This window comes from Fundidesulfovibrio putealis DSM 16056, from assembly GCF_000429325.1.
Lineage (GTDB): Bacteria > Desulfobacterota > Desulfovibrionia > Desulfovibrionales > Desulfovibrionaceae > Fundidesulfovibrio > Fundidesulfovibrio putealis.
Map to the genome: position 1 here is coordinate 1 of NZ_AUBQ01000023.1, position 21,938 is coordinate 21,938.

The 21,938-nt window shown below is 56.1% G+C and carries 17 protein-coding genes and 3 pseudogenes; 2 read left to right on the plus strand and 18 right to left on the minus strand.

Annotation, left to right across the window (positions count from 1 at the left end; genetic code table 11):
* The 14 genes and pseudogenes from G453_RS27400 to G453_RS0116500 form a co-directional block, all read right to left on the minus strand.
* A pseudogene (locus G453_RS27400) lies at positions 1-233 on the minus strand (ISL3 family transposase); the annotation flags it as partial.
* 40 nt (positions 234-273) lie between these two features.
* Positions 274-1,407: a phosphate/phosphite/phosphonate ABC transporter substrate-binding protein gene (locus G453_RS24740; RefSeq protein WP_084502455.1), complete on the minus strand. Its 1,134-nt coding sequence runs from the start codon at positions 1,405-1,407 to the stop codon at positions 274-276.
* A gap of 243 nt (positions 1,408-1,650) precedes the next feature.
* Positions 1,651-2,421, minus strand: coding sequence for an HAD-IA family hydrolase (locus tag G453_RS0116445; protein ID WP_027191927.1), 771 nt, complete (start codon positions 2,419-2,421; stop codon positions 1,651-1,653).
* 83 nt (positions 2,422-2,504) lie between these two features.
* The gene (locus G453_RS0116450) at positions 2,505-3,893 is read right to left on the minus strand and encodes a ribulose-bisphosphate carboxylase (protein ID WP_027191928.1); all 1,389 of its coding nucleotides are present in this window, start codon (positions 3,891-3,893) and stop codon (positions 2,505-2,507) included.
* Positions 3,894-3,935: 42 nt separating this feature from the next.
* Entirely contained in the window at positions 3,936-4,865 is a 930-nt protein-coding gene (locus G453_RS0116455) for a phosphoribulokinase (RefSeq protein ID WP_027191929.1), read from the minus strand.
* Between the two features lie 30 nt (positions 4,866-4,895).
* Positions 4,896-5,912, minus strand: coding sequence for a class II fructose-bisphosphatase (gene glpX / locus G453_RS0116460; RefSeq protein WP_027191930.1), 1,017 nt, complete (start codon positions 5,910-5,912; stop codon positions 4,896-4,898).
* Between the two features lie 265 nt (positions 5,913-6,177).
* On the minus strand, positions 6,178-7,554 hold the full coding sequence (locus G453_RS0116465; protein ID WP_027191931.1) for a sigma-54 interaction domain-containing protein: 1,377 nt from the start codon (positions 7,552-7,554) through the stop codon (positions 6,178-6,180).
* A gap of 184 nt (positions 7,555-7,738) precedes the next feature.
* Positions 7,739-8,416, minus strand: a complete 678-nt coding sequence (rpe, locus tag G453_RS0116470; protein WP_027191932.1) for a ribulose-phosphate 3-epimerase — start codon at positions 8,414-8,416, stop codon at positions 7,739-7,741.
* 36 nt (positions 8,417-8,452) lie between these two features.
* Complete coding sequence (gene gap, locus G453_RS0116475; protein WP_027191933.1) at positions 8,453-9,445, minus strand: type I glyceraldehyde-3-phosphate dehydrogenase; 993 nt, start codon at positions 9,443-9,445, stop codon at positions 8,453-8,455.
* Positions 9,446-9,484: 39 nt separating this feature from the next.
* Complete coding sequence (gene fba, locus G453_RS0116480; RefSeq protein WP_027191934.1) at positions 9,485-10,543, minus strand: class II fructose-bisphosphate aldolase; 1,059 nt, start codon at positions 10,541-10,543, stop codon at positions 9,485-9,487.
* Positions 10,544-10,580: 37 nt separating this feature from the next.
* Entirely contained in the window at positions 10,581-10,994 is a 414-nt protein-coding gene (locus G453_RS29200) for a 4Fe-4S dicluster domain-containing protein (RefSeq protein ID WP_084502457.1), read from the minus strand.
* Positions 10,991-12,046 (minus strand): FAD-dependent oxidoreductase, encoded by a 1,056-nt coding sequence (locus G453_RS0116485; RefSeq protein WP_027191935.1) that lies wholly within the window; start codon positions 12,044-12,046, stop codon positions 10,991-10,993. Before G453_RS0116485 ends, G453_RS29200 begins: the two co-directional genes overlap by 4 nt.
* Positions 12,047-12,060: 14 nt before the next feature.
* On the minus strand, positions 12,061-14,142 hold the full coding sequence (gene tkt, locus G453_RS24745; RefSeq protein ID WP_084502459.1) for a transketolase: 2,082 nt from the start codon (positions 14,140-14,142) through the stop codon (positions 12,061-12,063).
* A 568-nt stretch (positions 14,143-14,710) separates the two neighbouring features.
* A complete protein-coding gene (locus tag G453_RS0116500) occupies positions 14,711-15,931 on the minus strand; it encodes an NAD(P)/FAD-dependent oxidoreductase (protein ID WP_027191937.1) in 1,221 nt (406 codons plus the stop codon).
* 399 nt (positions 15,932-16,330) lie between these two features.
* On the opposite strand from G453_RS0116500, the pseudogene G453_RS28140 reads away from it, so the two are divergent.
* Positions 16,331-16,585, plus strand: a pseudogene (locus G453_RS28140) (transposase); the annotation flags it as partial.
* Positions 16,586-17,378: 793 nt separating this feature from the next.
* On the opposite strand, the gene G453_RS24750 reads toward G453_RS28140, so the two are convergent.
* From G453_RS24750 to G453_RS29055, 4 genes and pseudogenes are all read right to left on the minus strand, one after another.
* Positions 17,379-18,326, minus strand: coding sequence for a transposase (locus tag G453_RS24750; protein WP_169725358.1), 948 nt, complete (start codon positions 18,324-18,326; stop codon positions 17,379-17,381).
* Positions 18,316-18,780, minus strand: coding sequence for a hypothetical protein (locus G453_RS26615; RefSeq protein WP_051272538.1), 465 nt, complete (start codon positions 18,778-18,780; stop codon positions 18,316-18,318). Before G453_RS26615 ends, G453_RS24750 begins: the two co-directional genes overlap by 11 nt.
* Positions 18,781-18,896: 116 nt before the next feature.
* The gene (locus G453_RS24755) at positions 18,897-20,243 is read right to left on the minus strand and encodes a CheR family methyltransferase (protein WP_268870790.1); all 1,347 of its coding nucleotides are present in this window, start codon (positions 20,241-20,243) and stop codon (positions 18,897-18,899) included.
* Positions 20,226-20,297, minus strand: a pseudogene (locus tag G453_RS29055) (hypothetical protein); the annotation flags it as partial. The pseudogene G453_RS29055 and the gene G453_RS24755, both read right to left, overlap by 18 nt.
* 108 nt (positions 20,298-20,405) lie before the next feature.
* Here G453_RS29055 and G453_RS0116520 point away from each other — a divergent pair.
* Entirely contained in the window at positions 20,406-21,776 is a 1,371-nt protein-coding gene (locus G453_RS0116520) for an IS1182 family transposase (protein ID WP_027189837.1), read from the plus strand.
* Positions 21,777-21,938 lie beyond the last annotated feature (162 nt).

Below are 21,938 nucleotides of genomic sequence, written 5' to 3' on the forward strand. Positions count from 1 at the left end.
GCTTTGATAAGGCAGTGATGCTGGAAGAAGTTGAGATGACGCCAGCTGAACTCCGCGAAATCATGGGCCTTACAAGTCGCACCGCACGCCGGGCAAGGGTAGCGCTCACCTCTCGCGGCCTCGACCTCAAGGCGAAGCTCGCTTGGCTGCTTTGCAAGGTCCAGGGACTGGCCCACGACTCGCCAGGGCGCTGTGAGGCCAAGACCCAACGTCAGTAAATCGTTAGCATCCACGGCATCTTACCTCCTGGGAAAGGGCAGAAGCTACGATGCGTCAGGAAGTAGAGTCAAGAAAGCTGATTTCCACGTCTCGCGTCGAGGAACCAATTTTTTTCCGTTCAGCTAATTCATGCAAAAGTCTTTCTTTGGCATGTCGTAGGCGAAAAGCAAAGCTTCTGTAATAAAATACTGAAATCAATGAAAATATTAATATTAGTAATCCACTGGAAAATTCGAACCTATAGAAGAAAAGTACTTCACGGAAGCTCGTTATACGCAGCTTGTCGTATGGATCAATTTTTAATTCGCGCAGAAGGTCATCAACGCTTCTGTAGTCTAATGGAACTGTGAATGAATAAATATGGGTATTGTAATTACCAAAGAAATTATCAGGAGCAACGAGCAAAGCCGCAGCAACTTTTTTTGCCTGATCGTCTGAAACGTGGGCTAGACGGGCAACTGCCCATTCGGGATAGAGACGGGTACTCAACAGAAAGGGAAATTTATCATACTCCGGACCGTGTTCCTGGTGCTTAATAACTTTCACGTCGGACAAGGAGATGATCCCGGATTCTGCCATCTGCTCTAGCGTATCAGTACGTACGGAGCCGACATCGGCCTGCCCAGAAAGGACAGCATTCACTGTTCCATCATGGGTCCCAATGAACTCTAAACTTTTAAAATCTTTGCTGGGAGTGATCCCGTTCCGGACAAACTCGCCATACGCTGCCAGCCAGCCCCCCATGGAGTTTTGGTCCACGGCTACGACCCGTTTTCCCTTGATATCCTCAAGGGAGTTGATCTGTTGATTCAGCGATCTGGTAAAGATCACTCCCCCAAACCGCATGCTCTTAAATCCTGCGGCCTTGTTGTTCATGGTAGCGATGCGCATTATCCCGTAACGCCGCTCAAGTTGAACATAAAAGGCAGGATTCAGAACAATGTAGTCCACCATCCGTGAAGATATCGCTTTATCAACACCAACAAAAGAAAGAGGAACTATAGTAAAGTCAAACCCATTAAGTGTGTTTTCGAGAAAAGCTGCAATAGGATTGTACTGCTGCAATGCAAGTTCGTCCCCACGATTTGCCAATACTCCAATGCGAACATTGCTAGCGAATACATTTTTATAGCATTGCAACATAATGCATAAAAAAGCACACGCTACAAGGTATTTTTTCATATTCATAAAGACACACTTATCATAAGAAATGAGAATTAACTGGAAATTAAATAATCCAATGCAACATAGTTCTGAAACTACATGGTTCTTAAACAGACAATTCGCCCTGAGCAGGTCACCTGGACTTGGTGTATAATGTGAATATTCTTTAATATCAAGTTGTTCAGTTTTTGTTATTCATTGAAAATGTAAATATTCATATTCAAATAATTATTGCTTTTAACTTGATTAAAGAAAGTACTCTTGGGGCTACAAGGTCGTAGTGGGTTGATCGTACTCTTCACTCCACGTGCGGAGTTGCGCTACATCAACAAAATGGTGTGTAAGGGATGCCCCTGTGATCGACCTGCAGGGCACGTCAGGTTCGCCAAGGCTGTCAAGTACGGCCAACGCGCCCTGGTATTGTTCTCTCGCGGTGTATTCTGTCGGGGTGACGATGCATGGTATTTGAGCAGTCGATGCCGCCAGGAGGCCATTGCGCGAATCTTCAATAGCTAAACATTGAGACGGCTCCAAGCCTAGTTGCTCGAGTACGGCCAAGTAAACATCGGGTTCGGGCTTTTTGCGCGGCACCGCATCACCAGCCACAATGACGTCCCAAGCCAGTATTTTCTTGTCCAGGTTGGCGGTCAGGAGGGCTTCCACATTGCAGAGCGTGGTGGTCGTGGCAATGGCCAATTTGAGCCCGGCCTGTGCAGACTCGGTGAGTAGCCTGGCCACTCCTTCGCGGAGTCTGACACGTCCAGTACCGACCATGGTTTCGTAGATGGCGGTCTTTCGGGCATGAAGGTCTTGGATGAGCGGACGTGCAAACGCCGCCTCCCGAACGGACAGCCTTTGAAGAAAGTAGGCTATTCTCTCCTTCCCTCCGCTGACAGCCAACAACTCGGAATAGGTCTCCCGTCCCCATCTCCAATTCAGATTCCGCTCTGCGAAAGCCTGATTAAATGCAGTCCTGTGAGCCTCTTCCGTGTCAGCAAGAGTGCCGTCGACATCCCAAACAAGTGCCTGAAGACTCATAGCATGCCCTCACGGTCTGGCGGAAGGGGCAGGCCCGGCGGAGTGTTAACGGCCGCCGGGCCTGGAGGTAATTGTTTCGAGGCCTAGGAGACTTTCAACCGTTTACGCCACTCCGGGTAGAGCCTGTCTGCATCACTGGGGAAGGATTCGAAGGCTCTGGCTAATTCCTGATGTGTGGTGGCGTACTCCAACAGGTCCACGCCTTGCTCCCAGGCTGCATGGGACTGCCTGAGTGAAAGTGCGCCTGCCGTGGGACCATCCAGGTGGCCGAAGGCTCCGCCGCCAGAGGTCTGACAAAAGTTTGCATGGCCCAAGTTGTCGAAGAAGCCCGGCAGTCGCAGGGCGTTCATGCCCCCTGATATCATGGGGGTGGTAGGCTTCATGCCATACCACCGCTGCCGGAAGAATGGGCCTTGGGCCTCTTCCTGCTCCAGCATATAGGCCATGATCTTATCAGCAGGGTCTCCTTCCATCTTGCCAAACCCCATGGTGCCGGTATGAATGCCCGAGGCACCTTGCAGGCGAGCCATTTTAGACAAGACAAATGCAGTATAGCCCCGCTTGGACTGGGGCGAAGTGATCGCGCCGTGTCCGGCACGGTGATAATGAAGGAACTGGTTAGCGAAATGGCGGCGTACTGTGGTCACGGCGCTGGGACCTCCCACATAGCCATCCACCAGGAAGGCCACCCGATCCGCGTTTTCACCAAAGGCTTTGAGCACCAGCTCGCCCCTGGCGATGATTTCATGCGGATCATCCGCAGTGATGTTGGCCGAGAAAATCTTGGCCTGACCGGTCTTCTCTTGAGCCCGGCGCATTGCGTCAGCGACGGCAGGGATTGTTTCCCGCATGGGCGCGAATACTTGGTTGCCCTGGGGTTCGTCGTTTTTAACAAAATCGCCGCCCAGCCAGAATTGATAGCAGGCTTCGGCAAAGGGTTCTGGGCGAAGGCCAAGCTTGGGCTTGATGATGGTTCCCACGATCATCCCGCCGTTCTCGATAGGCCTGTCTAAAATTCGCCAGAAATCGACGATATTCATGGCAGGGCCGTCGAAGAGTCGCAGGTATGACGGAGGAACATAAAAATCGAGCAGCTTGGCGTATTCCACGTCCCCCATGCCCTGGTTGTTGCCGACGCACAGGGTCAGGAAGGACACCATCATGGCCCGACCGTCGATGATGTTCCGGTCGAACAGGCCCAGAGGATAGGCGATCTTCATAACGTGCGCGCCGTTGGCGTCGGCTGGGCCTACTTCATAGACCAGGGCGTCCATACCACGGGTGAAGTCGTCGGTAGTGCACACTTCCACATTGGTGCCGGTGGAGGATTCAGCTGCGAAGTGCGCTGCCACCTCAATAGAATCAAATCCTGTTTGAGGCTTCATGGAGTAGGCGCAAAGCACATGCTCCCCCTGGCTCACTAGTCCCTCTTCAGCAAGACTCAAGTCCACATAACGTTTCGCTTGGTTCATAAAAACGTCTCCTTTTACTCTCGTCTGTTGCTGCTGCCCACCTTACCCAACCATCGATTTGGCGCTCAACAGATGGTAGCAGGTCAACAGTTGGGTGATAGCCAAGGGATAGCTGTTTTTGGCTTCAGTACCCTCGGTGTAGTGCCCCACGCCTTCAGTGGGTAACGGCTCCACGCCCTGCAAATGGTCCATGATGATGTCCATGAGGGTCTCCGCCGTCACCGGCTGGATGTTCCCGGTGATGTGCAGAATGTCCACGGGCGAGCCTTCGTCTCTGCCCAGCGAGATGGTAAGGCACTGCTTTTTTCGGTCGGGTCGCTGGTCGATGAACTCGCTAAAATCCGGATGCTTAATGGTCGGTCGCAAGATGAGCTTGGTATTCAGGTACGTGCCTGTTTCTTCTTTGAACCCTTCCGGCCTGTAGAAGTTCACTACGATGTCCGAGAATTTGCGTTGTGGGCGGATGCAATTGGCCGAGACATCTTCACGTCGTTTGAGAGAAGCCAGTACTTCCTCGGCTGAATAGCCCCGTTTGGTGGTATCGCGTTTGACCTTCCAGGCCACACGCAATTCTTCTTGTGGGTCCAGATAGATCTTGACGTCGAAGGCGTCACGCATGCGCTTGCTGGCAAAGCCCAGAAGACCTTCAACGATGACAAATTCCTTGGGGTGGACGTAGACCGGCGGATCGAAATCTCCGGTCGAGTGGTTGTACACAGGCTTTAAGATGGGTTCCCCACGACGCAGTTGTTCGAAATGCCCCTCCATGATGTCGATGTAGTTGCAGTCCGGGTCCAGCGCGCAGATGTTTTTTTCCTTGCGCTGACAACGGTTGTACTTGTGGTAGTCGTCGGAACAGATGTTGGTCACTCTGTCTGGGCCGAGGATTTGCTCAATTCCCGAGGACATTGTAGTCTTGCCGGTGGCGCTATCGCCCACGATGCCGAGGAGGATGGGTCTTTTCGCGGTCATTTTGGTTTCTCCTGGTGGACTCAATCGTTTTCAGGCTGCGGCTTTGTCGTAGTCGACGACGCTGAAACGGCGCAGTTTTTCCAGCGAATGGCTGGAGCGTATGTGGCGGATAGTTCCTGTCTTGCCGCGCATGACCAGGGAAGTGGTCACAGCACCTCCATGACCGGGAAACTCCACGCCGGGCAGGAACGTGCCGCCCGAGACTCCCGTGGCTGCAAAGAAGATGTCGTCACTTTTTACCAACTCGTGCGTGTACAGAATGCGCGACTGATCAATGCCTGCCGCTTCCAGGGCGGCACGTTCCGCAGGCGACTGCGGATCGAGCATCCCTTGGATTTCCGCACCCAGAATGCGCATAGCTGCGGCGGCCAGGACGCCTTCGGGCGTGCCACCTGTACCCATGAGAACGTCCACCTCGCTGTCCGGCGAGGCAGCCATAATGGCCCCAGCCACGTCTCCATCTGTGTGCAGCTGAATTCGCGCACCGGCTTGGCGGATGGCCGTGATAAGCTGGGCATGGCGAGCCTTTTCCAACACGAAGACCACAACGTCCTTCACCTTCTTGCCCAAAGCATGGGCTACGATGGCAAGGGTGTCGCCAACGGGCGCGGAGATATCAACCAAGCCTCGCGCTTGAGCAGGCACCACCAGCTTTTTCATGTAGAAGCCCGGTTTGGGGTCGAAAAAGGCCCCCTTGGGGGCCAGCGCCACTACGGCGATGGCGTTGGGTCGGCCCATGGCCAAGAGGTTCGTTCCTTCCAAGGGGTCTACGGCAACGTCCATGGCCGGGCCTTTGCCAGAACCCACACGTTCACCGTTGAACAGCATGGGAGCTTCGTCTTTTTCTCCTTCCCCAATTACAACTTGACCATCGATATCCAGGGCCGAGAACGTGGCGCGCATGGCTGCTACTGCGGCTGCGTCGCCATCCTCCTTCTGGCCCAGGCCGAGCCAGCGGGCCGAGGCGATGGCGGCGGCTTCGGTAACCCGGACAAGGTCCAGGGCCAGATTGCGGTCGGGTTCTTGTTTGCCTTGTGTTGTGTCCATGTTGTGCCTGCCTTATGCGCTGCCGGTTGTGTGATGCCGCCTGGATGAAGCGTCTCGTATTCTTGCGGCCACTTGGTTGCCTGAAGAGAGAGTTCCAAGAAGCGTGCCCTCGGGCCGCAGCTCAGGCAGGCGTAGATTTGTCTCATGATTATAGCGCGTTGTGAGATGGTGGGGAGCCGCCTGCGTCGCACCGCGCTGCCATTTGTGGCACAGCGGAGATGCTCCCTGGCACACTGTGCCAGGGATGGCACACCGTTCAAAGAGCTTACAGCCCGTATTTGCGCATCTTGCGGTAGAAGGTCCGGCGGGGAATGCCGGAGAGACGGCAGGCTTCACTGACGTTGCCCTGGGCATTCTTTAAGTAGTGCAGCAGTTCCTTGCGCTCGAAATTGGCCATGATGCGATCCTTTGAGGATGCGAAACCGTTTTCGCAGGCAACGTCTCCAGTCGGACACGGGGTTGAATGCATCTGCGGCAGGGGCGAGCCTGGCGCGTAGACCTGCTGGGGCAGATCCACAGGCTCAATGATTTCTCCCTGGCTCAAGATCACCGCCCGCTCCATGACGTTGGAAAGCTCTCGCACGTTACCAGGCCAATGGTAGCGGGTCAGGCAGGCCATGGCATCGTCGCTTATGCCCTGCATTTTCTTGTTGAGTTTGGCCTCTGCCTTGGTGAGAAAATGGTAGGCCAGATAGGGAATATCCATGCACCTCTCCCGCAGAGGGTTAAGGCGGATGGTGAAGGTGTTGAAGCGGTAGTAGAGGTCGCGTCGAAAGCTGTTTTCGGCCGTGGCTTGCTCCATGTCCCGATTGGTGGCGGCGATGACCCGGACGCTCACCACTTTATTCTGTGTCGAACCCACTCGGCGCACTTCGCCAGTTTGCAGGAATCGCAACAATTTAGACTGTAACTCCAGGGGCATATCCCCGATTTCGTCCAAAAACAGCGAGCCGCCATCTGCTTCCTCCAGCAAACCCTTGCGGTCTTCGTCCGCGCCAGTAAAGGCCCCCTTTTTATAGCCAAACAGTTCGCTCTCCATGAGCGTCCCGGTGAGCGCAGTGCAGTTGACCGCAATGAAGGGCTTATTCTTGAGGGCACTATGGTGGTGGATGGCTCGCGCCACTAAATCCTTACCGGTGCCGGTCTCGCCAAGCAGCAGCACGGGAGTCGGGGTGGGGGCCACCTTGCGCACCAGTCCCTTGACTTCCTGAATGTGTTCAGACTTTCCAACCAAGTCCTCTGCAGTGTGCAGCCATTGGCCGTAGGTCTGCTTCACGGTCTGGAACTTGTCGCGGAAGACGATGGATTTTTTCAATGCCCCGGCCAACCGCCTGACCAGTTTGAGACTTGCACCCCGGAGCACTGCAACCCCTTCAGGCAAGGCCTTCATGTCCACCATTGATAAAGATTGGGCGTTGAAGATGACCATGGCCCGCAGTGAAGCCAGTTCCTTGCAATCGCTCTGGCGTGCATAGATGGGAAGCTTCAGGCGTTTAGCCATGGCGAGGCCCTGCGGATCGGAACTGGAGTCCAGAATGCCCGCCACCTCCACGCCGGGGATGTCCTCCATGCTCTTCAGAAACAAACCAAGCCTGGGGGTAGGGCCCACAACCAACATGCGGATTGTGCTAGTTTTGCTCATGGCCCCCTCTTACAATAATAATAGCTTTAGCCAGTGAAGATTTTGCATGAACGGCGGCATGTTATGGGTCAATGGCGCAACAGCCGCCAGATGGTTTTCCCTGCCGATGGCCCCCGAAATGGGACCGTTGGCCGACCGCTCACTCCTGGCGACCGCTTGCCTTCCGAACCCAGCTTTTTACCGATCAGTTCCGTGCGCAGGCGCTCTTAAATGCAGCGTGGCGCTCTGCATAGGGAGGATTGCTGAAGAAGGCAGACCCGGAAACCAGGGCTGTCGCCCCGGCCTCCAGCAGCTCGCGGGAGTTCTCCAGGGTGACGCCGCCGTCCACCTGGATGATGGCCTTGGAGTCGAGCCCATCGATCATCCGCCGCAAGGCCCGGATTTTTCCCAAGCTGAAAGGGATGAAGCGTTGACCACCAAAGCCGGGGTTGACACTCATGATGAGCACCATGAACAATTGCGGGAGCAGGTATTCAACCACGGCCAAGGGGGTGTGGGGGTTTAGGGCCACGGCTGGCTTGGCCCCCATCCGTGTGATCTCGCTTACGGTCCTCTCCAGGTGGGTGCAGGCTTCGGCGTGTACGCACACGAGGTCGGCCCCGGCATCAACGAATTCCTTGATGTATGTGTCAGGACTCGAAATCATCAGGTGCACGTCGAAGAACAACCCGCTGTTTTTGCGGCACTTGGCGATGACCCCTGGACCGAAGGTGATGTTTGGAACAAAATGACCATCCATGACATCCCAATGAACCCAGGAGAGGCCAGCACTTTCTAGGGCTGCTAACTCTTCGCCCAGGCGGCTGAAGTCGCAGGAAAGAAGTGACGGGGACAGGATGAGGCCGGTTGCGTCAGGTTGCATGTAGAACCTCTCGTGTTCTCTTGGGCTTACAGGGGGCTAATTGAAGTCAGCTGCCATCAGCTTGGCCAGCCGCACAAGCTGGTTGGTAAATCCCGCCTCGTTGTCGTACCAGACGATGACTTTGGCCAGGGTGTTGTCCATGACTGTGGTGCATAAACTGTCCACCACCCCCCCGTGGGTTGAACCTAGATAGTCGATTGAAACCAGGGGGTCGTCCGAGTAACCCATGGAGTCGTTGGCGCACTCCTTGAAAACGGCGTTGATCTCGTTGGACGTGGCACGTCTGTCCAGTTCGCAGGTGAAGTCCACCAGAGAGACGTTGGGCGTGGGCACGCGCACGGCCATGCCGTCGAGCTTCCCCGCCAGTTCCGGGATGACCAGGGCCACGGCCCTGGCTGCACCGGTCGTCGTCGGGATCATGGACGCGGCAGCGGCCCTGGCACGGCGCGGGTCCTTGTGGGAGCCGTCCAGGATGCGCTGGCTCATGGTGTAGGAATGGATGGTGGTCATCAGGCCGCGATTGAGGCCAAAGCTGTCGTTTAACACCTTGGCCACCGGAGCCAGGCAGTTGGTGGTGCAGGAGGCTGCGGAAACCACATGGTGATTGCCAGGGTCGTAGATGTCCTGATTCACGCCCATGACAATGGTGGCGTCGGCTTGTTTCCCTGGCGCGCTGATGAGCACCTTCTTGGCCCCGCAGGCCAAGTGCCTGGCGGCCTGGCTTCGTTCGGTGAATCTTCCGGTGGACTCGATGACGATATCCACGCCCATCTCGCCCCAGCGCCATGTGTCGGGTTCTTCTCTGGTGATGGCGATGTGCCTGCCGTTGACAATGAGTCCTGCCTGGTCGGAATCCACATCACCCGCAAAGGTGCGGTGGATCGAGTCATACTTGAGCAACCGGGCCAGGTCCTGGTTTTCTGCACGGGCGTTGATGGCGGTCACGATTATATTCGGGTCGTTAGCCAGGATTCTGGTCATGTACCTGCCGATTCTGCCGAAGCCATTGATGCCGATCTTGACAGCCACGATACCCTCCGTCTGTTATGGTGCGCCGGACATCTCGAATTAGACAGTTGCATAGCGGCCAGCGGCATAGCGGCTGGCCATGGTTTCGAGCGTTTCAGGCTTTATGGCCGAGGCCCAGCCAGCTGTGCCGAATGAAAGAAAACGATTCCGGCAGACTTCCTTCATGGCTTTGGTGGCTGCGGCAAGAAACTTGCGGGGATCAAAATCCGAGGGATTCCGTGTGAGATGCTCGCGCACGGCTCCTGTCGCAGCCAAGCGCAGGTCGGTGTCTATGTTCACCTTGCGTACACCGAAGCGAATCCCCTCCTGGATTTCATGGATAGGAACCCCGTAGGTTTCAGACAGTTGGCCGCCGTTTTCGTTGATGGCCTTGAGCCATTCCTGGGGAACTGAAGACGAACCGTGCATGACCAAGTGGGTGTTGGGCAGGCGGGCATGGATGGTCTTGATGCGGTCCACATCCAGCACCGCGCCGGTGGGGGGGCTTGAAAACTTATATGCTCCGTGGCTTGTCCCAATGGCTATGGCCAGGGCGTCCACCCCAGTGCGAGCAACGAAATCAGCGGCCTGCTCCGGGTCGGTGAGCAGTTGCTCGCGGGTAAGCTTTCCTTCGGCTCCGACGCCATCCTCCTTGCCTGCAATGCCGGTTTCCAAAGAACCGAGAACACCAAGTTCTCCCTCCACCGAAACGCCGCAGGCGTGGGACATTTCCACAACCTGAGAGGTGACACGGACGTTGTATTCATAGTCTGAAGGTGTCTTTGCATCGGCCAGCAGGGAGCCGTCCATCATCACCGAACTGAAGCCTGCCTGGATGGAAGAGACACACACGCCAGGGGTGGCTCCATGGTCCTGGTGCAAGCAGAGAGGAATGGAAGGCCATTCTTCCAAGGCTGCGGCAATAAGATGGCGCAGGAAATTCTGTCCGGCGTACCTCCGGGCCCCGGCCGAGCTTTGCAGGATTACCGGACTGCCTGTTTCATGAGCGGCTTCCATAATGGCCCGTATCTGTTCCATGTTGTTGACGTTGAAGGCGGGCACTCCATAGCCGTTCTCAGCAGCGTGATCCAACAGCTGGCGCAGGGAGATTAAGGACATACACAACTCCTGGCGGTCTTTGCGGCCAGACCGGCGTTTAGGTGAGTATTGCTCCGACAGGACAGATGGCCGCACAGGCTGGGGGCAGCCCTTCTGCTCTGCGATGGGCGCAAAGGTCGCATTTGGTGACTGGGAGGTCCGCCTCGGCGCAAAACAGCCCCCCGTGGCGGCAAGCCAGCAGGCACGGTTTTTCCCGGCAATACCCGCAGGCAAGACTGTTCAAGCGCACCCTGCCGTCGCTCTCTTTGGTAATCGCCCCTTGGGGGCAGACTCTGATGCAGGCAGGCCGATCACAATGACGGCAATAATAGGGAATCATCCGGCCATCTGGCTGTCGGGCCAGTCGAACTCTCGGGGTGTTGTAGAGAAAACGGCACACCGCCTGACAACACTCGCAGCCGATGCAGAGTTCCTCGTTGATGAGCAGGCTGCCATTCCCCAGGCGCGTCATGCTTGGCCTCCTGACGGTTGAGCGGCTTGTGCGTATGTTCTGGAGGTAAGCCAACGGTCCAAAATCCGGGCCACACAGAGGCCACTGTACACCGCACGCCCTATCTTTGTGGGGCCTGTGAGCGCGTCCCCTGCCACGAACACGCCCTCCAGCGCTGTCATTGTCGAGGCCAGGGCTGGCTTTCCGTCATGCTCCCGACGAAGTCCAGTCACGTTCAAAGTCTGCTCAAAGGGCACGTTGGGCTTGTCGCCAATGGCCACAACAAGAACATCAACAGGGAGCAGCCAGGAAGCCTTGTTGCCCCTTTCGACAAATTCCACCTGTTCGACTCTGTCACAGCCCAGAATGCGCAGGGGGTGTAGGTGTTCGAGTACCACCACTCCGTTGCGAACCAAGTCTTCGATGGCTGCCATGCCGCAAGGCGCTTCTTTGAGGCCCCGTCGGTAGGTCATGGTGACGTTGGAGGCCCCCATGCGTTGAGCAGTGTTTGCTGCGTCCACCGCCGAGTGGCCTGCTCCCACGACGACGACCCTTCTCCCGGAAATGGTCAAGTCCAGGGATTCCTCCACGGATTGTGAGCAGAGCCTCCGGGCGAGGAGCAAACTCAAGGCGGGAACCACACCCGGAAGATCGTCGCCCTGGATGTTCAGGCGATTTGCCCTCCACGCGCCTGTACACAACATTACGGCGTCGTGTTCGGCAATGCGCCCACCCAAGCTCTTCAGGGTAATCGCCTGGTCGTCTCCTGCATCCTGGCACAATGCCTCGTCACCGCAGACTTTGGTGGCCATTCGGAAGCGGACACCATATCGGTCTCGCAAGAGTGCCACTGCATTATCGATGCGCCCCGCAGGGAGGCGTTCCTCAGGTATGCCAAAAACCATGAGTCCGCCGGCCTTGGGCAGTTTGTCGAATACCTCCACCCTATAGCCCAAGCAGGCCAAGTATCCTGCGGCCGCAAGACCTGTCGGACCTGCTCCGATGATGGCGACCGACCGACCGTTTGCCCTGCCAGGGCCATTTTTGAGGAAGGCAAAGTTCATGGGTTCCATGGCGTGTGGCGCGCTCAAACCGTTGTTTGCCTGTCCCGTAAAACCATCGGGTGCGTCTCGGTGACGACCATATTCAAGAGCTGTTTGCGGCGTTTTTCGCGCTTGGCTAAAGCTCTCAAAACCTTTGCGGCCAGGGCGGAAGGTGTGAAGCCGAAGTGCTCCCACAAGACATCGCCTGGTGCGGATTCCCCGAACCCGGTCATGCCGCACACCAACCCGTCGCGGCCGACCAGACGCCACCAGTTGTCCTGAATTCCTGCTTCCACGGCCACAATCAAGCTCTCTTCAGGCAGCACATTGTTGCGATAGATTGAACTTTGCGTTTCAAAGACGTCCATACAGGGCATGGACACCACCCGTACGGTATGACGTGCTCGTTCGAGGAGTTCCGCAGTTTCCATGGCCAGTTGCACCTCGGAACCGCTGCCGATGATTACCACCGCTGGGATGCCTGAACAGTCGCGCAGGATGTAGCCGCCTCGAGCGATATCCTTGACCTGACGGCGGGTGCGGACTTGGGCCTTCAATGGCTGGCGAGAGAGGATGAGGCTGGTGGGGCCATTCCTACGGGTAACGGCTGTTTTCCAAGCTGTGGCGGTCTCCGTTGCGTCGCAGGGTCGCCACACAGACATGCCTGGAATCAGACGGAGGCTGGCGGTGTGTTCCACCGGCTGGTGGGTAGGGCCGTCTTCACCAACGCCGATGGAGTCATGGGTCAGCACGTGGATGACTTGTAACTCCATGAGGGCGGCCATGCGCATGGCGTTGCGTGCATAATCCGAAAACACCAGGAAGGTGCCTCCAAAGGGTATGAAGCCGCCGTGCAGGGCCATCCCGTTCATGATGGCAGCCATGCCGAATTCTCGTACGCCGTACGAGAGATAGTTACCGTCCAAGGATTCGTTCGTAAGGCGCACGCAGCCTTTCCAGTTCGTCAGATTGGAACTGGTCAGGTCAGCAGAACCACCAAACATCCCTGGTATTTGCGGGGCAAAGGCGTCCAAGGCGTTTTGAGATGCCTTGCGGGTAGCCAGATTCTTCCCCTCGTGCTGTTGGGTGAGAATATACTTGCTGGCATTAGCCTCGAAGGATTTGGGCAGGGTTCCCTCCATCCGGGCTTTGAACTCTGCCGCCAGGGTGGGGTGTTCGATGGTGTAGGCTGCGAAAGTTTCCTTCCAAGTCTGTTGAGCTGTGTTCCCCTGTTTACGAGCGTCCCAAGCCTGGCGAATTCCTTCGGGAACCTCGAAGGTGCCATGGGGCCAATCCAGCGCGGCTCTGGCGGCTTCGATTTCCTGTCTTCCCAAAGGCGCTCCGTGGCAGTCGTGGCTGCCGCAGACTGTTGGTGCGCCGAAGCCAATGACTGTCTTGCAGCACAGAAGGCTTGGTCTATCGCTTTCGGATTGAGCTTCACGCAGGGCATTGGCCACAGACTCGGCGTCATGGCCGTCCACTGCGCGCACTACGTGCCAGCCATAGGCCTCGAAGCGCGCGGGAACATCTTCGTTAAACCACCCGGCCACATGGCCATCGATGGAAATGCCGTTGTCGTCCCAGAGCACCGTGAGTTTCCCCAGGCCCAGGGTACCGGCCAGTGAACAGGCCTCATGGCTTATGCCTTCCATCAGGCAGCCATCGCCGCACAAGGCGTAGGTGCGATGGTCCACGATGTCATATCCCGGCTGGTTGTAACGTGCAGCCATCGTGCGTTCTGCCAGGGCCATGCCAACGGCATTGGCCAGCCCCTGTCCCAAGGGACCTGTGGTCGTCTCCACCCCGGGGGTGCGGCCCCGCTCCGGATGGCCAGGCGTTTTGGCGTGCATCTGGCGAAAATTCCGCAAGTCCTCCAGGTTGAGGTCATAGCCTGAAAGATACAGACAGGAGTACAACAGCATTGAGGCATGTCCGTTAGAGAGCACGAAGCGGTCTCGGTCCCACCAGTCGGGATCGGCAGGATTGTGCTTCAGGAAATCGTTCCAAAGCACTTCGGCTATGTCTGCCATGCCCATGGGAGCCCCAGGGTGGCCTGAATTGGCTTGCTGCACGGCATCCATGCTCAAAGCGCGGATGGCGTTGGCCAAGGTTCTGTGATCCGTCATGGTGTTACCTCCAATTCTGCTGCGGAGTGATAGAGCGGAAAACGCCGACGCCTGATATTGGGTGTCCCACTGTTGTTCCCGCTTGATTCTGGTTCTGCATCGTGTGGTTACTCGAGTGCATACCGAGATCGGTAGTATTCATCATGATGGCCATGATCCCTGAAGACCAGAGCATGTGGCTTTTTTCAGTTGGACTTGCGTAGAACATGGTGCATCTCCTTTCTAGAGGAACAGGCAATAGAATTTTTCGTAATAGAAGCATATCCGTCTGGCACGTCTTGAACGCAGGCCTGCTTGACGTAAACGACAATAAATATGCAGGGGATTAAAGTGGTGGCGCATACGTTCTCTCATGACAGACCTCCTTGTGCTTGCTTCAATCAGCATAGAACAAGAAGCGTACCAGCAGGACGAAGGAGGGCATGCCCCGCGAAAGTCTGTGAAATCAATATGATGAATAGTCGACGCGGAGGGGGTGTGCGTGTGTTTGTGTCAGGTGTGGCCCAATGGGCGTGGCACACGCCCCCAGTTGGGCCGTCTGTGGCACAGGAAGCGAGACGGGGAGATGTTATCTGCGGAAGAAGTCCAGGTAGCCGAGGAAGGAGGAGAGTTCGTCCGAGGGCAGAGCGGATCCGATAAGGATGCCCGAAATCCAGCCAGCGTTGTGCGGACGGCGTTTTGCACTGCGGATTAGACTGTCGATGGCTTTGGGGGAGCGCAGTTCAAGAAGGCGGTCAGAGAGTCGCAGAGTTGGTCCCAATTCTCTCCAGAGGCGTTCAGGATACGCTTTCATGAGCGTCTCATCTGGTGAGGTGCGATCCTGGCAGGCTTTCGCCAAGGTTTCTGCGGCCAAGCGTCCTGAAAGCAACGCCCCGAAGATGCCTTCAGAACTGCATGGGTTGACCACGCCCGCAGCGTCTCCCACCAGGGCCACGCCAGGTCCATGAATTCTGCGCATGGTGTTGCCAACAGGCAGCATCGCAACGTCGATGCGCCCCATGCGTTTGGACAACTCGAACCGGTCGCTCAACAGAGGCAACCGGATGGCTTGGTTCAATGCCTCACGAGGACATAGCTTTTTGCGTTTGACCCCTTCCAGGGGAATGCTCAAGCCCACGTTGGTCATGCCGCTTTCCGTTGGGTAGAGCCACAGGTAGCCTGGCAATATCTCATCCAGGAAGTAGATCTCCAAACTGCCCACGGTGCCTGTTACCAAGCGATAATAGGCCCTGGCCGCCACTGACCGGTATTGTGGATATTTCGGAAATCCCGTCTGCCGGGCCACCTGGGACATGGCTCCATCCGCCCCCACCACCGCCTTGGCTGTAAAGCTGAATTCCCGCTTCCCGCCCATTTCAGCGTTGACTCCGCAAGCTCGTCCGTCTTCAGTCAGCACTTGGCGCATGGCGCACCAATCCATCACCTCAACTCGTTCTCTGGCGGCATCCAGGAGCATGGAATCAAAAACCACTCGGCGGCAGACCATGCCGGTAGTAGGAAGGGAGGGATCGATTTTGGGCAGTGGTACGGTAACGGATTGTCCATTGGAACAGGTGTAGGTGATCTTGTTTACCTTGACGGAAGGGTTCTCCATCAGGCTTTGCATAAGGCCCAGACCTTCTATCTCACGGAGGCTTGCTGATGAAAGAGCATCGCCACAGGTCTTGTCGCGAGGGAATTTCTGTTTGTCGAGCAGCAGAACCTTCATCCCAAGCCGTTCTGCATGCAAGGCACAGCTCGAACCAGCAGGTCCGGCCCCAACAACAATGATATCGAAATCAATTGACATCGCATCCCCTGGCAAAATCGAGTGTGGCGTATCAAGCTAGGCACGTGTAACCAGCAGTGAACATATACGGTTCTTGATGTGGAGTCTTTCTGGTTTTTTATCAAAATTCGTGCCTGACTGCTTTTGCGCGGTTGCTGCGAGATGTTTCACGAAACCGATCCCAGAGATGTCGTGTGCCAGGCGGTCGGGGTTCGCCTCAGTCGGGGTTCGCCTGAACCACGCTGATGGCTTCGTTCCCGCATTACTGATTCCGCTTCACGAAGGCCGTCGAAAAACATGAGTAACAAGTCTCCGGGCAACACCGGTATTCATCACTTCGCAGCATGAATCCGGGTTCACGCCCAAAGGAAGGCCGCGCCCTCCGAGCTTTTCCAAGTTTCGGGTGTCTGCCCACCTTCCCAGCGCCGCAAGGCGAGAGAGCGATTTCGGAGACGAGCCGGGATTGAGCCGGTGATCGGGCATGTCAAACATGATCACCGCATGGCGAGAAATTAAGTGAAAGGAGTGCTCGGCGACGCCATCAACCTGTTCATGGCCGCCGCTGCCTTCAACTTCAGGAAGTGGATGCGCGGACTGGCGCAGCTTTTTGCCCTCATTTTTGTCTGCTTGTTTGCCGGGACAAAGAGAGCTCCATCTCGCTACGCCGTCGTATGACGGTGTAAATGTGTTTTCCAGGGCCGACGGATTTAGCCCGAGCCTTTCGGTGCTTCAGATCATCATGAAAGGGAAGTGTGATTCAAGCGCACGCAGCCAGGAACCCCCCTCCGGCCCACGCGCTGGGATTTTGATGTCACCCAAGGGGTGGGTGACATCATGGGTGACATCACTTGAATTTGGAAAAGAACAAGGCCGGCCAGGGTTACCTAACCAACCTTGTTCATTGGAAAATATGTGGTGAAGCTGGACGGAATCGAACCGACGACCTCATGAATGCCATGAATGGGTGCCGCACCAATAACCACATGGAACAAAACAACTTTTTTAGAGCGATGTCACCCGCCATCCGGCAAAACGCGGCAAATAGTGCAGAAAACCGGTGACATCAAGCGTTTAGGGCCTCCAAATCTGGCGGCGAATAGTGGAAGCGGGCAGAAGATCGACGGAAAGTTTCGACTTATCGCGTTCCCCACGTTCCCAAAATGCAGATGCCTGTTGTGGTGTGGACAGGCGTGTGGATGCAGGGCCGACCGACATACTGACTACCAGTCCAGCAATTTGGGCGACCAAGTGCCTTAATCCTAAATTGAGCGATCCTGAAGGCGCATCCACTTGACGGTTGGACGGCATCGGATTTTCGGCTGACAGGATGGGTGTTCCACCTCCATTCCTCACTGAATGGGGGCAAGAATGGACAGAATGGGGGCAGGAGCCCAGTTTTAGGATGCGTTGGCGGCTGGAAAGGTCGCACCAACCCCTTTGATTTTCGGAAGAGAGCAATCCGTAGTGGTCAGGCCCAGGCAATTCTCGGAACTGACAGGCAACGATGCCACAGCTCTTTGAAATCCAGTCGAGTCATTACGTCGGCAGTGATTTTCAGGACCAACCGGCCAGAGTGGGACACGACCTTTGCGGCCACGTCCACAAGCCTACGGCGCAAAGTGGTCGGAAATGAGGTTGAGGGTATCACGGAAGCGCTGACATCCTGCTTGAAGGTTTCAAGCAGGAAAAAGGCAGTGACCATGGCGTAGTAGACGGCGGTATTCGGGGCAAAGCGCTTGAAGGGGAGTTCCTCGAAGCCGAATTCCTTGAAGGATCTGTGAACAAGTTCGTCTTCCCCTCGCCCATGGTAGGCATGGATGACAGCCTCAGCCAGGGTCATGTGCCCCAGACCAGCGGCCTGGAGGAGTTGATCAACGGGGTCACCCATGCCCAGATTGGTGTAGACGAGCGTACCTGGCCGACTGCCTGGCAGGAAATATTGCTTTTCTTCCAAGAGCGGACGCCAGATAATGGCTCGTCGGAATCGTTTCCAGTTGGCCCGACGGTCGCCAAAATCCAGGAATTCCCAGACGTCTTCTTCGGCTTTGCCGAAGTGGTGCTGGTAGGCGGATTCGGGAGTGTCCTTCACTAGGGCTTTGATGTCGTTCACGAACCGTCCGCCGCAGATGTAGCCGATCCCGAGGGATTCCGCCAAGTTGAAGAGCTTCTGGTCGGTAAATCCTGAATCCAGGCGGATGAGGATCGGAACGTTCTGGCTGTACCGGGTGCGGATCATATGCACGACGTGCTTGATCATTTTGATGGCGTGGTCGGCATGGTTGGAGTGGGTGTCTCCGCTACGTAAAACCGCGTCGATGATGAATCGGCCCCAGGTCATCTGGAGCGGTGCGAATCCGAGGATTTTCTTGTAGGTGGGCTTGACCCCTTCGCGCTTGAGAGCATCGTCATTGTCCATGACCATGGTGTCCAGCCCAAGGATGATGACTTTGGGGGCTTCCTAGCTTCAGACGCCAGAGGAAGAGCTGGAGCAGAAGCCGCCGAAATCTCAACGCCCGTTGCCAGGACATGCCCGCGAAAAGTCGCTTGATGGCGTGTGAAGAGGCGAGGTTTTCCTGAGAGGTTTCAATGACGGCTGCGTATCCTGGGTCTTTGGCGAGGTCGTCGAAGTAGGTCAGATGGCGGCTGGTGCCGTCGAAGAAGAAGCACATGATCTGCTTGAAGGCTTCCTCAATGGGCAGGCCCTTGGAATTCTTTCGGACGCAGGCAAATAGACGGGAGAAGTGTGGATAGATGCCGATTCCACGGAGGTAGCGGGCAAACAGGTTGAGACCAGCGCGACCGGTCAGACAGTCAGCTGTGACCTGTACATCGTCGATGAAATTTGCTTTCGTTACTTTGAGTTTGGCCATCCAGTCCTCCACCCGTTGGGTGACGGGTTTCTTAGCATCGACTGGATATATTTGTAAGCAATTTCGGCACGATGAGCAATCGGTGAATGTGTGAAGGAGCGAGATAATCGCTCAGGCTAGGTAACAGATTGCATCTCCTCATTAGATGACTTGAGCTCTTCGTTTGATGTTTCCAGCTCCTCTAGAGCTGTCTGGAGATATTCCTCCTTATTGCGCAGTTCTTGCTGTAGCGCGTTTATATGAGTGTCGCTATGCATATTGTCAATTATATCGTGGCATGCATCCTGAGTGACAAGCTTATGTTGCGCTTGCATAGTTGGAGTAACATGCTCAAGAATGACAAGGTATAGGTTGGTTTCAACTGCTTCGCCGATTTCCATAGCCACGGGGCGAATGGTCAGATTGACAGTGGTAAAGTCTCCATTAGTTTTAACGCGGAGACCTGTACACTGCACTATTTCTTTTGTCTTAGCTGCTCTATGCAAAGCTGTGGTTAGGTCTCGCTGCAACCCTTCGCGAGCTATCTTGAGAATGTTCAAGGCACCGACTTCACCGGGAGCAAGCTCCAGATACAAGCCGGAACGCCCATGAAGATAGAAGATTACGCCTTTGTCGTTGACAAGGGCGGCGACGGGGTCGAACTGCTTCAAGAGTGTCTGCTCAGTTAACTCGCGAAGCGGCAGTTTCCCGACGGGTGATGTCTTTTCCGCTGATTTGGGCGCGCCTGCATCCCCCACCCCCAGCGATGGAAGGAATTGGGCCAATGGCAATCGCTGGGCGTTGAAGACGTCTTTTCGATGATAAATTTTCTGTTTCCGGTCCAGTGTTGCAAACAGGTCGCCGAACTCGCCAACCGTTTCAGAGGTCCCCAGGAACAGATAGCCGCCAGGATTCAATGCATAGTGGAAGAGAGGGACCAGTTTCTTTTGCAAGTCCCCGTTCAAATAGATGAGTAGGTTGCGGCAACAGATGAGGTCGAGTTTGGAGAATGGCGGGTCTTTGATCACGTTCTGCTCGGAAAAGACCAGCATGTCGCGAAGGACCTTTTGGACACGCAACCCGCCCCCGTCTGGCTCCGTTGAGAAAAAGCGGGGCAAACGTTCCGGCGAGATGTCTACGGCGATGGTGGACGGGTAAACGCCATTTCGGGCCGTAGCAATCGCGTTGCTGTCAATGTCCGTGGCGAAGAGTTGTACCTTGTAGCTCTGCTTTAGCGCCTCAATGTGCTCTTGGAAAAGTATGGCGAGAGAATAAGCTTCCTCGCCGGTGGAACACCCTGGTGTCCAGACGCGCAAAATGGAACCCGCAGGCTTACCCGAGAAGAGTTTGGGGATGACCTGCTCCTCAAAAATCCTGAACGCTTCCGGATCACGGAAGAAGTTGGTCACGCCGATCAATAGATCACGAAATAACGCTGCCACTTCGGGTGGGGTTTGTTGCAAAAATTTTACGTACCCATCCATTGTTTCAATGTGGTGGACAGCCATACGTCGTTCAATACGCCGAAGAATCGTGCTTGGCTTGTGAGCCTGTCCCGTGAATGGCCATTAAATACGCTTGCCGCGAAACCGGTATCTTGGTACAAACCCAATCATCCTGGTGCATTAAGATGAGGTTAGCGAGGCATGCCCTACAACTTCCGCAAGTTTGATCCTCACCAGCTCCTTCTTCTGCCGCCCAATCTTGACGACTGGCTCCCCCAGCAGCATCTGGCTCGTTTTCTCGCCGATGTCGTTTCGAATCTGGACCTCAAGCCCCTCCTGCGCCGTTACAGACCCAGCGGGCAAGGGGGCGCGGCGTTCAGCCCGGAGATGATGCTCCGGGTTTTGCTCTACGCGTACTGCGTGGGCGTGCCTTCCAGCCGCAAAATCGCCCAGGCCCTGATTGATGATGTCGCTTTCCGCTGGCTGGCCGCTGGCAACCGCCCCGATTTCAGGACCATTGCCACTTTCCGCCGCCAGCACCTCAAATGCCTCAAACCACTGTTTTTGCAGGTTCTCCTTCTTTGCAAACAAGCTGGCTTGGTCAAGGTCGGAATCGTGGCTTTGGACGGAACCAAGGTCGCGGCCAATGCCGCTCTGGACAGGAACCGGACCTGGGAAAAGCTCACGGCCAAGGAGCAGGCCTTGCTCGCCGAGGTGGAATCGATGCTCAAGCGGGCTGAATCCACCGACAGAGACGAGGATGCCCGTTTCGGCGACGACTCCGGTGACGGCCTGCCGAAGGTGTCCACCGCACATGAGCGGCTGGCCCTGATCCGGCGAGCCAAAGCGGAGCTTGAGGCCCAGGCCAGGGAGGCCGCCAGGGAACAGGAAGACGCCCTCAAGGAACGGGAGCGGGAAGAGAAGGAATCCGGCAAAAGCAAGCGTGGCCGCAAGCCGAAGCCGGTCAGCGCGGAGGTCGAAGCGGAGGCCAAAGCCAACCTGACGGACCCGGAAAGCCGGATCATGAAGACCCGCAAAGGGTACGTCCAGGGGTACAACGCGCAGGCGACCGTGAGCGAGGATCAGATAATAGTTGCGTGCGACGTGGTGCAAGACTGCAATGATTTTGCGCAATTGAAGCCAATGGTGGAACTGGCCGAGGCCAACCTGTACGAGATCGGCGAAGAACCCGGAAAGCTGCTGGCGGATGCGGGCTATTGCAGCGAAAACAACCTGGAATACATGGCCCGGCCCGGCGCTCCTGACCCCTATGTGGCCGTGAAGAAGGACCATAAACAGCGCGGGGACGACGAATCCGCGCCCAGAGGGCGGATGCCGAAGAACCTGACCCAGCGGCAACGGATGGAGCGCAAGCTCAGGACCAAGGCAGGGAAAGCCCTCTACAAACTGCGCGGTCAGATCGTGGAGGCGGTGTTCGGCCAGATCAAGGACTGCCGGAAGCTTACCCGCTTCCTGCTACGCGGCCTGGACAAGGTGAAAGGCGAGTTTGAACTCTGGAGTCTGACGCATAATCTGCTCAAACTCTACCGGCATGGTGCGACAAGTGGGTAAGATGGCCAACTGACAGGCATATCAGCGCAGTTTCAGGGCAATGAGTAGCTCAAATCGCCTCGACGGGCTGCGCAGAGACGTTTTGTGGCGATTTCGACGGGCGAAAAGCGGCAATCAAGGCCGTGCCGCCCCGCACGGGGAAAATGTTTGGGGGACAGGCTC